Below are 13,781 nucleotides of genomic sequence, written 5' to 3'. Positions count from 1 at the left end.
GCCTACGTCAACGCATACAACGACAGAGCCGAGCCCTTCGTCTGGACCAAGAAAAAGGTCCGTCAACGCCGTTTCAAAGGCCGCCGTATCACTCAGCTCTGATTCCGGGTAGTAGGTGCGCCTGTCGCGGTTAATGTAGCGGTATTCACGCAGCGTCGGGGCTTCGCGATAGACCTCCTCGGGGAAGGCCTCGATCTCCACGCCCTCGGGCACGCGCTCCCCGGTCCGGATTTCGGTGCGGACTGTGCTGCCGGTGGTTACGCGCTTCTCGCGATCGACGGGGCGGACCTTGGCGTGCTTGCGAACGACTTCCCGATCTTGGTCGGTGAACGTCGCCTTGCGCTGCTCCGCGCGCGCCGGCGCGGCTGCCGTCGAGCGGCCGGAGTACGGCAGAACCGTCACGATCTTGTAGGTAGACGGCTCGACGATCACGATCTCGTCCTTCACCAGCACGAAGTTGTAACCGCGGTACTGCGGCACAATCTCGACCACCTCGGCCGGCAGCGGCTGGAGGCGGACGTCCCGAGGCACGGCTGTGCCCACCGACAGCGAGAAGTTCACGCTGGTGAGCGGCTGCACGTTCTGGTGCGAAATCGACGCGCTGATGCGGGTCCGCTGCTGGTCGTTGATGTTCACCGACGCGTTCACGTTGGTGTTCGACGAACGATCGGCCGTGTTCTGCTGGTGTTCGAAGGTGAATTGGTCTGCGCCTGGTTCGAAGGCGTCGTGGTCTGGTTGGACAGCTGGTTGGTCTGGGCCTGGTTGGTCGAATTGTTCGAAGACGGCGCCTGCGCGGTGCCCGTGCCGGAATTGGACGGCTGGCCTGCAGCATTCTGCCCCGTCGACGGCGGAGACTGGGTCTGGGCTGAGTTCGTCGAAGGAGTCGAAGGATTGGTCTGCGCGGATCCCGACGACGAGCTAGATGAAGGGGTCGACGTCGAGGACGGTGGCGACGAGGAATCCTGCTGTCGCTGGGTAGTAGTCGGACTGGAGCTCGACGAGCTCGGCGATTGAGCGAGAGCCGAAGTCGCGATTGCGACTGCAGCGGTGGTAGCCAAGAATAAACGCTTGTTCATCTGAAACTCCCAAATGCGGACCTCGATCAACACGGAACGCGGACCGAGGTTCCGCTTCGGGAAAACTCGGCAATCCGGGCTGAAATTTCATCAGCGAGTTCGAAGATTTTGGCTGTAGCGAAATGGCACGCTTCCCTTCGCAACGGGAATAACCGGAACTTCGATCGCGTCTGCCCGTTTGCAGTGACTGCTTACGAAACTGAGGAGAACATCATGAAGAAGCTGATCGTATGTGGCGCGCTCGCCGCTTTTGCCCTCGGCACCCAGGCCGCCAGCGCCGCCGAGTTTTACATCATTCGGGACGCGACCACGAAGAAGTGCACGGTCGTGGACAGCAAGCCGACGACGACCACCACGACGGTCGTGGGCGATGGCGTCTACAAGACCAAGGTGGAGGCCGAGTCCGCGGTCAAGACCACCAAGGTCTGTACCGAGCAGTAACCGCTCGGGGGCTCTGTTCTGACAAGCCATTGGAGGAGCAAATGCCTGTCTTGATTTTGTGGGCCGTTCCCGCCGTTTTGGTTGTCGGCGGCGTCGGCTATTTCCTTGTTCATATGCACTGAGCGCGTAGACGCTCCGACGAACGGCTCGCCCGGCACTTCGGGCGAACCGTTTTTCTTTTGGCCCACCCGCTCCCGCCAAAACAAAGGGGCCCCCGGTTGGAGGCCCCGCTCTCGAAAAACGTCTCGTCCTGTCAGTTGTAGTCCGAATACTTGAACTGCGGGAGCGCCTTCAGCTGCTCCTTGTTGCCGCTCATCACCGCATGGTCGGGGACCCAATCGTTCGTATTGCGCGTCGCGGTGTTCGTCGAAGCCGCACCCGTGGTCGTCTCGCGTGTGGTGGTCGAGTTGCCGGTCGAACTTGTCCGGACCGGCTCTTCGACGAACTTCAGCTTGTCCATGGAGACCGCGATGTCGTGCTCGCCCATCCCGAGGAAGCCGCCGATACCAATCACCACCGCGTGGATCTTGCCGCTCTTGTCGACCAGCAGTTCGTTGATGTCGCCGAGCTTCTCGTTGGCCTCGTTGTAGACGTTCAGGCCCATGAGCTTCGAGGCGCGCCAATTGTCCTTCAGCATCATCTTTTCGGCCGACTGTGCGGTGGCCGCCGGCGCAGCGCGGTCGGCCGGCTGAGCGGATTGCGCGAACGCAGCGCTGCCCATCACGGCAGTGCTCAGCAAAGCGACGGTAAGAAAGCATTTCATTAGATTTTCTCCTCCAGCGTGAGTGCCGCACCCGTTCGGATGCCCGCCCCAACGCCCGCGATTGCCAGTTGTTCCCGAATGGAACGGGCGATCGTCGTAACGAGCTTTTCGAATCCTTGGCGCGATCGAGACGCTCATTACGCGTGGCGCGCTCCGCAAGTGATCAGCCCCCGATAGACTTCTTCGTACTGCCTGGCCATGCGGCCGGCCTCGAATCGCTCCTCGAAGCGGGCGCGGATTCTGCTTCGGTCCAGCCGGCCCGCTTCCTTGACCGCTTTGATCGCCTGCTCCTCACCGTCCACGATGAAGCCGGTGATGCCATCCTCGACGACTTCCGGCACGGATCCGGAGCGATAGGCGATCACGGGTGTTCCGCAGGCCATCGCTTCGATCATGACGAGACCGAACGGCTCGGGCCAATCGATCGGAAACAGCAGGGCCGCGGCGCCTGCGAGGAACGGCTGCTTGCGGACGTCATCCACCTCGCCGACAAGCTTGATCTCCTCGCTATCAATCTCGGGCTCCAGCTTTTTCTTGAAGTAGGCCGTCTCCGCGCGGGGAATCTTGGCCGCGATCCGCAGCGGCATGCCGGCCGCGCGTGCGATGCGTATGGCATCTTCCGGCCCCTTCTCCGCCGTGAGCCGTCCGAGAAAAGCGAGGTACGAACCACTTTCGGACGACGGTCGAAACAGGTCCTTGGGCAGTCCGTGCGGAATCGTCGAGATCCAGTTCGCGTTGGGAAGCGGCCGGCGCTGATTGTCGGAGATGGAGACGAAAGGAGCCTCGGGAAAAGCGCCGATGACGTCCGCCAGGCCAGGAAGGTCGAGCCGGCCGTGCATGGTCGTCAGAAACGTCACGCCGGTCCGGCCCAGGACCGGCAGCGGCAGCCAATCGACATGGGAGTGGATCACGTCGAAGTCGCCCGCTCGCTCGGCGATAGCCTCGATCAGCAGCGCGCAGGCGGCGTTCGGGTCGGCGCCCCTCCGCCCCAGGCGCAACGCGCGCGGCCAAACCGCATGGAGCTTCCCCTTTGTCTTCGAATCTCCGCTTGCGAACAGGGTGACGTCGTGTCCGAGTTCAACCAGCTCGTCGACCAGCCAGGCGATCACCCGCTCCGTGCCACCATACAGCTTTGGAGGACCGCTCTCGGCCAATGGGGCAAGCTGCGCGATCCGCATCGATCAGGCACCGCAGACAAAACGCAAGCCGGTCACGACGACCGCTGAGATGAGAAACGAAATCGCGAGCAGCGTCCAAGAGGGCCTTGTGCTACCGCAGACTGCGCGCGCGACGAGCATTTTCATGGTCGTCAACATTCGTCTTGGGGGAGCCGGAGCAGGTAGGCAATCCCGAAGCCGGCGAGTTCTTCGGTATCACTCTCTCGCTCTTCCCCTCTCCTTTGCAGGTGCCGTTCGAGAAGGCAGCGCCGGCTGTCCTGGGGGCCGACGTCAGGATGGCGCGCCCGGTAAACTGTCCAGGCGGTATCGGTGGCATTCTTCAAGACGACTTCGTCGACCATCTTTACGCTCCCAGCGCCCGTCCGATCGCTGGCAACTCAATACGGACAGCAAAGTTTCCGGTTTTTCCCGATCCCCCGAAGTTGGCCGGAGGAAACGCGCATTCATTACGCTTTGGCGCGGGCCCGCTCGCGTGCCGCACGGCGGCGCTGGACGCGCTGACTCCGGCCGGACCGCCTGGCAGCCAGATCCGGTGAGGCTTGGGCTGAATCTAAAGGCTCTGTTGCTGGGACAGCGCTCTCTGTCCGCATTTCGGCAGGCCTTGCTTCCATGAATTCGAGCACGCCACGGCCCTTCTCAGTGATGCGCCATCCGCCGTTCAGTCGCTCGACCAAGCCTTGCGAGAAGATGTCGAGAACGGGCACGCGAGCGGCGAGGCGCTTGGTCCGCTCGGCCCAGTCGCGCCCGCTCGTCGCCAGGATCGCCAGATCGCGCTTGAGGTCCGCCATGAGGGCGAATCCGTCGGGATAGCTCACCAGGATCTTGAGAACGGTGACCTGGAAGTTCACCCCCGCCTTCCTCCCGCTACCACCACATGCTCGGGACGTCGTAAGGGCCTCGCGTCCAACCTGCTTCAGCCTCTCTGGCGAGGTGTCACCGTTGGTAGCCGCTTCCAGAATCCTTGAGGCCACATGGGTGCGTGCACCGGTTTCATAGCACGAGACGTCTTCGCAGACCTCGTCGAATACGGCGCGCAAAAGCGCTGTCGTGGTCGGATCGAACATGGGAACCCCCAACGCAGATGACTTAGCGTACCGCGTAAACTCTTTGCGGCGAATTCAACAAAGTTAACGCGGCCATCAGGAGGTGGCCATCGAGCGCTTCCGCGGCGCAGCATGAACAGAACCCAACCTCGGCCTGCGTGTTCGCTCCAAGCATTCGAGTGAAGCTGCCCCGGCGGCGAGCATCCATTGCCCGTTCGCCGCCGGTAGCGGAAACCATTGCCTGTTTTTCCCGTTATCGGCGGTGCGCCTGCAATGTGAAAGGAATCGCGATGAAGAAGATTGCAATGTCGGCGCTGATGGTCGGCGCACTTGGTCTGGCCTCGGTGGCCTCGATTTCTCCTGCGGAAGCTCACTGGCGAGGTGGCTGGGCACCCGGCATCGCGGGCGGGCGGATTGCGGGCGCCGTGATCGGCGGGCTTGCCGCCTCGGCGTACGGCTGGGGCCCCGGCTATGGTTACTATGGCGGTCCGGGCTACTATCGCGCCGGCTATTACGGTGGTCCCTACGCCTAGGACTCTGGGTACGACGAGCCTTATCGCTGGGGCGGCGGATACACGACCACTGGCGGATCCAACCCGGTCGTTCGGCACCGCTGGCATCGTCACCATCACTGGTAAGACTCGTCCAACTGCACGATGGAGGCCGCGCTCCGGAAGGCGCGGCCTTTTTACGTGGGGGTCGGCCGAGAACTTTCCGCTCACCACCATCCGCCAGCAAATGGGTCGTGCCGATCGAAGGCGAGCCGTCGTTCGGTCGCCCTCGTCGACGGCTTCGCCGCGCGCTTGAGATGCGGACGTACCTGTGCGGAGACGCGTGTGGGCGGTTCCTTCTTGACCTCGGCGGAAGGTGTTGCGGGCATGGTGGCCATGGCTTGGCGCACCTGCTCCTGCGGGTCTTCAGGGATCGGCTCGGCATGCGCGACCTGCGGCATGTCGGCTTGCGGACGCGTGTCGAATACGACCTTCTCCGGAACGCTTTTCGTCGAGGCGATCCGGATGATGGTCCTGTCTGGATCTGAGCGGTCAGCCTCCTCGACGGGAGCCGGCAGGTACCGATCGGCCGCAAAGAGCAGCGCCAGCAGCAGCGCGCCGGCGAATAGGAAGTATCGGAAGATCGGCATGGACGGCCGCTCGCAAGGGAAGGATTGAATTTCGACGGGCCGGATCGAGGCGGGCCGCTCGCGGCGACCCGCCTCAGGATTTAGTCGATCTCCTGGACGACCGTGCGTGACGACGGATCGACCAGCATCACGCGTTCGCCCGAGTAGACGTAGCGGTACTTGGTGAGCGAGGGGCACAGTCGGCGGGCACTGCCTCGAGTTCGACCTCGCGCGGCACGGGCTGGCCGACGATGATCTTCTCGCGGGTCTGCACAGGGCGCACCTTGTGCTCGGTAACGTAGGTGCGGATCTTCGTGCGGTATTCCGGTTCGATCTGCACGGCGTCGGCGTGACCCGTGCCGGTGGTGGTGACGACCGTCGACTGCGCCATTGCGCCCGTCGAGATCATCGCCACCATCGCCGTCGTCAGTAGAAGCTTGTTCATGTTGTTCTCCTCGCCCCCATATGCGGCATGCGAGAACCCGCGTATGGTGCAAGGTTCCGGAACAAAGGCGATGAGGTTGCCTATTTTTCCCGCCGCATGCAGCCGCCTCTTCTCAACTCGCATCGCGCGCTGGAACATTCTCGTCAGGCTACCGGTTGACTCAGGTCGCGGCGGCGCATGTGCAATCCAAGCAGGCGTTTATTTAGGTGGGGTCAGCTGATGCCACGGTCCGATCCAGTCAGGAGTGCTCCCGATCGACGTCAACGAAGGCTGCTGATCGTGCTCGCGTTGGGATGTGTCGTCTTTGCCGCCGCAGCGGGCGCCCTCTTTTACGTCCTGCAGCCCGAGACCCTCCGGATCGCCGTCGGCCCCCTTTAGGCAGCGAAGACCACCAAGTGGTCCAGGCGATGGCCGAGGCCTTCGACGAGGAAAGCAGGACGGTCAGGCTCTCGCCGATCACGACCGCAGGAGCGGCCGAATCCCTGGCCCTGATGGGCGCCGGCAAAACCGACTTGGCAGTCGGCCGCAGCGACCTCGGGATGCCGGCCGACGCGCAGACGCTGGCGATCCTGCGGAAGAACTTTGTCGTCCTGTGGTCGTCTTCCGCGCGACCGGGCAAGGACTCCAAGAAAAAGGCAGGCGGCAAGATCGGTGAGATCGCCGATCTGCCGGGACACAAGGTCGGCATCATCGGAAGGACCGGCGCCAACGTCGCACTCCTTCGCACAATTCTGGAAGGCTCCGGCGTACAGCCCGACAAGGTTGCCACCGTTCAATTCGGGACCGACGAGATCGAAAAGCTCGCGCAAGACGCTACCCTCGACGCGTACCTCGCCGTCGGTCCGCTCGACAGCAAGATCACTGTCGACGCGATCTCCGCGACTTCGCGATCGCGTGGGGCTCCGAAATTTCTTGCGGTCGAAACATCCGAGGCCATTGCCCTGAAGCACGCCCGCTACGAAGCCGAGGCAATTCCGGGCGGTGTATTCAACGCGAAACCGGCCTGGCCGGAGGACAAGGTCGACACCATCAGCGTCAACCATCTCATCCTGGCCAGAAAAGGACTGTCCGAAGCCAAGGCGGCGGCCTTCTACCGGCAGCTCTTCGCCGTCCGCGATACGATCACGCAACGTGTCACCGGCGCTGCGCACATCACCAAGCCCGAGACGGAGAAGGAGGCGGAGCCCTCCGTCCACCGGGGCGCCGCAGCGGTCATCAACGGGACCGAGCGGACCTTTCTGGACAAGTACAGCGACTACTTCTGGTTCGCCTTGCTTCTTCTTTCCGGTGTTGGTTCGGCCGCCGCCTGGCTGCGTCGCTATCTGAACCGGGACGAACGGGACGACAACACGAGCGAGCGCAACCGCCTTCTCGCTGTGGTCTCCGAGGTTCGCGACGCTGGATCCGAACAGGACCTGCTGACAGCGCAACGAGAAGTCGACGTGATCATTGGAGAAACCCTCAAGTGCTACGATGATGGAGCGATCGAACAGGAGGACCTCGCCGCGTTCGCCCTCGTCCTCGAGCTGTTCAATCATGCCGTCGCGGAAAGGCGAGCGGCGCTGCAGAGCGGTCCCTCAGATCTGGCCGTCAGGCCGCTTTCGCAGGTGGTACCACGAAGGGAGTATTGATGTTCCCGGGTCGACCGTCGAGGGTGAGAATGACCCGATGGCGGAAGCGGAATTCAACGCAGAAGTAGGGGCTACTTCCTATCCTGGTTCGAGCCCAGGCCGGGTCTCCAGTCGAGAGCGTGTTCATCGCTTCTGCAACACCGCCGACAGCGCCGAACCGTCGTTCAATATCGAAGAGACCTCTCGGGAGGATAGATGGGCGGCGGCGTCCTCGAAAGTATCGCTCGCATCGACCTTGGCACGTCCGACGGCCAGGTTCGCGTCGATCGTGTCGGGCCGAGCGGCGCGTGCAGGCGGCAGCTGCGCGACGTGGAAACTCAAGAGCGCGGCGTCCTCGCGTAGCGCCACCAATGCGGGTTTGATCTCTGCATCGGCCGACGCACTCAGTTCGTTCGCTCGACGCAGCACCGGAGGCGGCCCTCGTTCTTCGGGGGTCGTAAACAACTTGCCGGACGCGGGACTGGCTGTCAGCGCCCCTATGGGAACGGCGAACAGCAACCCCACGACGACCGGCGACATCCAGAGCAGAAGGGGCAATGAAACGGCATACGCGCTTGCGGCCATCACAACGCCGCACGCGGTCGGGACGCCGTATTTGCGGTAGAGCTCGCTGCGCTCCACAGTGCCGTCGTCGCGTCTTTGCGTCTGCCATCCCGCATCGCGACCGGCGAGGATCTCGATGACCGCGATCGACTGGAAGATCATCATCACGGGCGCCATCAAGGCCGAGACGACGATCTCCGCGAGAACTCCGGCCAAGGCTCGGAATGCGCCGCCGAATTGACGTGACACCGACCGCCGCGTCCAAAGCAAGACCAGGCTGAGCAGCTTCGGCAACAGTAATAGGCCCATTGTCGCGACGAACACCCAGATGGCGAGCACGGGATCCTGGGCCGGCCAGGTCGGAAACAACGAGAAGCCTTTCGGGAAATACTCCGGCCGCACGAAGCGGGCCTGCAACGAGATCAACATTCCCAGCAGCAGGAACAGCAGCCACAGCGGCGCCGTCAGATAGGCCCCGATGCCCACCATGAAATGCAGGCGCGACACCCAATGGAGACCTCGCGCAGGGACCACCGCGAGATGCTGAAGATTGCCCTGACACCAGCGTCGGTCGCGCGCCGCGAAATCGAGCAGCGAGGGCGGCACCTCTTCGTAGCTTCCGCCGAGCGTCGGCAGCATATAGATGCCCCACCCAGCCCGCCGCATCAGCGCGGCCTCGACGAAATCGTGGCTGAGGATGTGCCCGCCGAACGGTTTCCGTCCCCGAAGCTGCGGCAGCGCGGCCGCTTCGGCGAACGCCTTCACTCTGATGATCGCATTGTGTCCCCAGTAGTTGCCTTCGGAGCCGTGCCACCAGGCGACGCCGGCCGCGATCAGCGGACCGTATAGGCGGCCCGCGAATTGCTGAACGCGGCTGAACAGACTTCGCGCATTGACGATCATGGGAAGCGTCTGGACGAGCCCGGCGGTCGGATTGTTCTCCATGGCACGGGCCAAGCGAACGATGGTGTCCCCGCTCATGAGACTGTCGGCATCGAGCACGATCATGAAGTCGTACACGCCGCCGAACCGCGTGACCCACTCGGAAATGTTGCCGGCTTTGCGCGCGGTGTTGTCGGCGCGGTGGCGGTAGTACAGCCGAGGCATTCCGACGGCCTGTCGCAAAGCGAGCAGCGCTTTTTCCTCGGCGACCCAGATGTCCGGATCGGTGCTGTCGCTCAGAACGAACCAGTGGAACAGCTCTCCGTGCGACGTAGTCTCCAAGGATTCGATGATCGCCCGGAGCCGGGCCGTCAACCGGTGCGGGTCTTCGTTGTAGGTGGGAAGCAGCATGGCGGTGCGGCTTGCGATGGCGGGAAGTTCCGCGTCAAGCCCGAAGGCGTCCCGATCCGGACGATGGGCCAGCAGCAGAAAGAAGCCAGCCAACGCGGACGCAAACGAAAAGGCGACCCAAGCGAGCAGGATCAGGAATAGCGCCAGCACCATGGCTTCGAGGACCGTGACGCCGCCGACCTCCAGCACGCGATACATCTCATACCCGCCGGCCGCGGTCAGCGCCGCCGTCGAGAGGAGGATTAGGCCACGCCGCCAAGCCATGGTGGTGGCGACCGGCGCAGGAGCGCGCTCCGACACCCGGTGCTTCCCGAGGTCGCCAGGAGCCATCGGAAGCGGGGATTCGCGCGGGAGCAGCCGCTGGGTCGCGATATCGCCGGCTATCGGCCGCGGTGCCGTGCTCAGGGTGCCCATCGGTAGACCCAGACTTCCGACAACGGCTTGTCGCCTTCGGCCAGATACGCCCGCAGCTCGATCGGCTCCCCCTTCACCTGGCACTGGAAGCTCAGCCGCCAACCTCCGGTATAGGGATTGGGCTGCGTGACGATGTTCTTCACCTCGGACTTCTCCGCCGTCACAACGCCCTTGACGCCCGCAGGATCCACGCCTTTCAAATTGTCGCCGAGCAGATCGAGGACGAAGAGGCGCGCGTCCTCGCCCCTCGCACCTATCCCGCTTCGTGTGAACCTGGCGAGCGAATGCGGCTTCGGGCTGTCGGGCCCCCAATGCAGCCGATAGGTGTAGTTGTGTTCGCCCTTGGCCTGCAGCGGGCTTTTAGGCCGCCAGAACGCGGCGATGTTGTCGTGGACCTCCTCCTTGGTCGGGATCTCGAACAGCATGACGCCGCCCTCGCCCCAATCTCCGATCGGCTCCATCCACAGGCTGGGACGCTTCTGGAAGCTTGATTCGATGTCCTGATAGGCGAAGAAGTTTCTCTCCCGCTGCATCAGGCCGAAGCCGCGCGGATTGAGATCCTGAAAGGTGCTGATCTGCAGGTCACGGGGATTGCTGAGCGGCCTCCACAGGCTTTCGCCCTTCCCGTTGAAAACTGAGAGCCCATCGGAATCATGGACTGACGGGCGGAAATCGTCGATGTCGTTCCGGTCGTTGGGACCGTAGAAGAACATGCTGGTCATCGGCGCGAGCCCGGCCCGCAGCATTTCGACGCGCGGGTAGATCGACATCTCGACGTCGAAGACCGTCGTGTCTCCGGGCCGTACGGTGAATCGGTAGCTCGCTGCGCAGCTTTTGCTGTCGAGCACAGCGTGGATCACCAGCGAACTCGCACCGGGCGCAGGCCGCTCGAGCCAGAAGGCCTTGAAGAGCGGAAATTCCTCGCCCTTCGCTTCGCCCGTATCGATCGAAAGCCCACGAGCAGAAAGCCCGTACGTCTCCCCCTTTGCGACGGCGCGGAAGTAGCTCGCGCCGAGGAACACGCAGACCTCGTCGTAATAGTCGGCTCGGTTGATGGGGGCGTGTATCCGGAAGCCAGCAAAGCCGATATCGGCGTCTTCGAAGGCCGGGACCTTTTCGCCGAACAAAAAGTCTGCCTTGCGGTACTTGAGCTCGGCGGCCTTTCCGTCCGCGACCTCGAAGATGTTCACTCTGTTCCTGTAGAAAAAACCCCGATGGAAGAACTGCGCTTCGAACGGAAGATTCTTGCCGCGCCACAGAGCGCGCTCGGGCAGGAAGCGGATCGAACGGTATTGATCGTAGTCGAGGTCCTTCAAGCCGCTCGGCAGCTTCTCGTCCGGCGCCTCGTACGGTTTGCTGGCCAGCTTGCGGGCCAGATCCCTCACCATGGATGGCCCGAAAGCGTCATCCGACGGGCCCGCTGCGGCAGAGCCGCTTCGCGAGGGGAGCAGCAATGCCGGCAGCACCGCTTGAACAAGCTGACGTCGGTTCACGTGCTCCCCTACTCGCTACTGCTGCCGCGGCTAAGCAACGACCGCCGCGCCTGCGAGTTCCACTGGCTGGCCATCCCTGGCGCGAGGACAAGCGCGACGGCTCCAACGACCACAAAACGGAGGGAATTCGGCAAGCGGCGAGCTTCCTTCGCCACGGCGGACGGTCCGCGGAACGTCTTGGCTTCGTGCGCCTTCTCTGGTTAAAGGATCAAATGGCGCGCGTTTGGAAGCACCGATCTTTGCTATCGCCACCCCGGTCTTCGGCCAGATCAAGCCATCAAACAGGCCACGTGCGTCCGCGTGCTAAAGCGCAATCTAAAGGAGAAGACTAGCCAAATCTCGGTTGACCCTCACAAGAGGTCGGAACGGTTGGGCGTATGAAGAGAAACAATCTGCCGCAAAGGGCAATGTTGTCCCGGGAGGAATGATCGAGCGCGGCGCGCCGCTCCACGCAGCAATGTGAGCCAGGCAGAGATTAGTAGAGCTTGATCCAAGCGCTCCGAGGAGAGGCGCGTACCTCTCGCTCAAGCTCGATGATCCCTCGTTCAACGTGGCACCCTGAGCGACCTTGGACGACCGATGATAACGGCGAACGGTCATCGCTCATGCGTGGCTGTTGTGAGCACTGGTCGAGGCATATTCTCCGCCACCCTCGCCGGCTCCAACGGGCGGGTCTCCGCGAGAACGCTGGCGCTGGGCGATCGTGAGGAGTCGAGTTCGGCACCAGTGCCGGCATGGACATAGGTCGTCCGCCGGTCTGTGACCACAAAACTCTCGGCACGGAGCGTTTCCAGCCCGACGTCGTAGGTGCCGGATGCAACCGCACCCTCGATCCGTGCGGTCAATAGCTGCTCGAAGACGGTGACCAAGATGTTCTGAAGCTCGATGGTAAGCGCCAGCAACCTGTTCAGGAACGTCGTGATCGGCGGTAGGTCATCCCTGAGCCCATTGGCATCAATCAGCTTCAGGCCGGTCGCATCCTCGAATCTCTCTAGCGAGCATCCCTCGACCTTTCCGCGCGTCAGCAGAGGTAGAGCTGGCGCAACGCGTCACGGCCATACTGGCTTTCGAGATTGTCTTCGGGCCGGAACAAGCCCTGCCCTCCGGTCTGGCGCTGGCCGCGCGTCATGGCGCCCAATGTATCGAGCCGGCGAGCGATGGTGCTGAGAGAACGCTTTCCGGCCTTCACGTCGGGTCGCGATGGGGCGGAACAGCGGCGGCTGCGCCTGGTTGGTCCGGCCGCCCCTGGATCGCAGCGTCGGCCTTCCAGCCGGGCTCGAGCAAATAGTGGACCCGCAGGCGGCGATTCCATGCCGACAGTGCGGCATGGTAACTCCTCCCCGTGCCGCCCGCGTCGGAAAACACGAGGATCCGCTTGACGTCATCCATGAAGGCCGAGCTCTCGGCGAGGTTCCGTCGCGGCGGTGTCGCCTTAGGGCGGCACCAACCTAAGCCGGCCCCTCGTGGGGTTTGCATCATCGCCCGCATGCGGCTGCTCCGGCAACGAGTGGCAAACATCGGCCGAAGCGACGCAGACGGCGTGACAGCCGACGGCGGCTTTTGGCTTCGCGCCGTCGGCGGAGCGGTCACCTTCAGGATGCGGATAGGTCGGCGGGACGAACAAGAAAGCCGCTAACGGAGCGACGACCGAATCGGCTGCCGCGGCCGGTGCGCCCGTGATGCCGACCGACCCAAAACTGGAGCCGAAATAGAAGCGAGCGAACCTGCCTATCGGAGGCACCGCCGACGCGCCGCCGCCGGCGGGCTGGCTCGGCCACCTGGCCGTCGCGGCTGCGCCTCTCGGGACTACCGCAACCTTCCTGCTGGCGGTCGCCATATCGTGGCAGTCTGGGCGGCACAGGCCCGCTGTTTGGCGTCAGCGATAACTGGCAGCTCGTAACACCGGACGACCATCATCACGCTCCTGGTGATCTTCCTGATCTTAGGCACCCCTGGCCCCGCAGTTCTGATCTTGGCGATCAAGAACTCAATCGCGGGATCGAGGAAGCGCCCGACGCGGAGATCGAGGACGTCTCCCGGAAAAGTGGAAAGTGCAGATAGTCCATATGGAAGTCGACTGATGTGACTCTGTGTCGGACCCGGTCGGGCATGAGCATGTAATACGGAAACGTCGCATACTTTGTGCTCCAGCCGCAGGGCGGTCGGAACGCAGCTTTACCAATCGCGCCGAGGTTACCGAGTCGCCGCGGGCAAGCAATGTGACGTCGTGACCTAGTACCCGGAATCAGAGCTGAGTGATACGGCGGCCTTTGAAACGGCGTTGACGGACCTTTTTCTTGGTCCAGACGAAGGGCTCGGCTCTGTCGTTGTATGCGTTGAC

At 63.1% G+C, this 13,781-nt stretch carries 11 protein-coding genes and 3 pseudogenes; 4 read left to right on the top strand and 10 right to left on the bottom strand.

Features of this window, described 5'->3' with window-relative positions; translation table 11 throughout:
* Positions 1-174 precede the first annotated feature (174 nt).
* Positions 175-543, bottom strand: a pseudogene (locus QJT78_RS53305) (DUF1236 domain-containing protein); the annotation flags it as partial.
* 141 nt (positions 544-684) lie between these two features.
* Here QJT78_RS53305 and QJT78_RS53300 point away from each other — a divergent pair.
* Both QJT78_RS53300 and QJT78_RS43275 read left to right on the top strand, forming a co-directional pair.
* Positions 685-1,014, top strand: coding sequence for a hypothetical protein (locus QJT78_RS53300; RefSeq protein ID WP_348652420.1), 330 nt, complete (start codon positions 685-687; stop codon positions 1,012-1,014).
* A 275-nt stretch (positions 1,015-1,289) separates the two neighbouring features.
* Entirely contained in the window at positions 1,290-1,517 is a 228-nt protein-coding gene (locus QJT78_RS43275) for a hypothetical protein (RefSeq protein WP_028154326.1), read from the top strand.
* A 253-nt stretch (positions 1,518-1,770) separates the two neighbouring features.
* Here QJT78_RS43275 and QJT78_RS43270 read toward each other — a convergent pair whose 3' ends face one another.
* The 4 genes from QJT78_RS43270 to QJT78_RS43255 all read right to left on the bottom strand — a co-directional run bounded on the left by QJT78_RS43270 (position 1,771) and on the right by QJT78_RS43255 (position 4,306).
* Positions 1,771-2,280 (bottom strand): PRC-barrel domain-containing protein, encoded by a 510-nt coding sequence (locus QJT78_RS43270; protein ID WP_212479477.1) that lies wholly within the window; start codon positions 2,278-2,280, stop codon positions 1,771-1,773.
* Between the two features lie 137 nt (positions 2,281-2,417).
* Positions 2,418-3,458: a glycosyltransferase family 4 protein gene (locus tag QJT78_RS43265; protein WP_028154328.1), complete on the bottom strand. Its 1,041-nt coding sequence runs from the start codon at positions 3,456-3,458 to the stop codon at positions 2,418-2,420.
* Positions 3,459-3,589: 131 nt separating this feature from the next.
* Complete coding sequence (locus QJT78_RS43260; protein ID WP_080677796.1) at positions 3,590-3,799, bottom strand: hypothetical protein; 210 nt, start codon at positions 3,797-3,799, stop codon at positions 3,590-3,592.
* Positions 3,800-3,904: 105 nt separating this feature from the next.
* Positions 3,905-4,306, bottom strand: a complete 402-nt coding sequence (locus QJT78_RS43255; RefSeq protein WP_212479479.1) for a hypothetical protein — start codon at positions 4,304-4,306, stop codon at positions 3,905-3,907.
* Between the two features lie 485 nt (positions 4,307-4,791).
* Between QJT78_RS43255 and QJT78_RS43250 the strand changes: the two genes are divergently transcribed.
* Positions 4,792-5,034: a hypothetical protein gene (locus tag QJT78_RS43250; protein WP_281460620.1), complete on the top strand. Its 243-nt coding sequence runs from the start codon at positions 4,792-4,794 to the stop codon at positions 5,032-5,034.
* Positions 5,035-5,219: 185 nt separating this feature from the next.
* On the opposite strand, the gene QJT78_RS43245 is transcribed toward QJT78_RS43250, so the two are convergent.
* Together QJT78_RS43245 and QJT78_RS43240 are read right to left on the bottom strand one after the other, a co-directional pair.
* Positions 5,220-5,642 (bottom strand): hypothetical protein, encoded by a 423-nt coding sequence (locus tag QJT78_RS43245; protein WP_281460619.1) that lies wholly within the window; start codon positions 5,640-5,642, stop codon positions 5,220-5,222.
* A 127-nt stretch (positions 5,643-5,769) separates the two neighbouring features.
* On the bottom strand, positions 5,770-6,066 hold the full coding sequence (locus QJT78_RS43240) for a DUF1236 domain-containing protein (RefSeq protein ID WP_249166138.1): 297 nt from the start codon (positions 6,064-6,066) through the stop codon (positions 5,770-5,772).
* A gap of 219 nt (positions 6,067-6,285) precedes the next feature.
* Between QJT78_RS43240 and QJT78_RS43235 the strand changes: the two are divergent.
* Positions 6,286-7,697 (top strand): annotated as a pseudogene (locus QJT78_RS43235) (TAXI family TRAP transporter solute-binding subunit).
* 123 nt (positions 7,698-7,820) lie between these two features.
* Here the strand turns inward: QJT78_RS43235 and mdoH are convergent.
* The 3 genes and pseudogenes from mdoH to QJT78_RS43220 form a co-directional block, all read right to left on the bottom strand.
* On the bottom strand, positions 7,821-9,947 hold the full coding sequence (gene mdoH, locus QJT78_RS43230; RefSeq protein ID WP_281460618.1) for a glucans biosynthesis glucosyltransferase MdoH: 2,127 nt from the start codon (positions 9,945-9,947) through the stop codon (positions 7,821-7,823).
* Positions 9,935-11,440 carry a glucan biosynthesis protein G gene (locus tag QJT78_RS43225; RefSeq protein WP_212479473.1) on the bottom strand — a complete coding sequence of 502 codons (1,506 nt, stop codon included), beginning with the start codon at positions 11,438-11,440 and terminating at the stop codon, positions 9,935-9,937. Before QJT78_RS43225 ends, mdoH begins: the two co-directional genes overlap by 13 nt.
* 678 nt (positions 11,441-12,118) lie before the next feature.
* Positions 12,119-12,853, bottom strand: a pseudogene (locus tag QJT78_RS43220) (strawberry notch C-terminal domain-containing protein); the annotation flags it as partial.
* Positions 12,854-13,781 lie beyond the last annotated feature (928 nt).

The organism is Bradyrhizobium sp. Mp27, from assembly GCF_029953005.1.
Lineage (GTDB): Bacteria > Pseudomonadota > Alphaproteobacteria > Rhizobiales > Xanthobacteraceae > Bradyrhizobium > Bradyrhizobium barranii.
The sequence above is the reverse complement of the archived record's forward strand: the minus strand, read 5'-3'. Positions and strand labels throughout refer to the sequence as shown.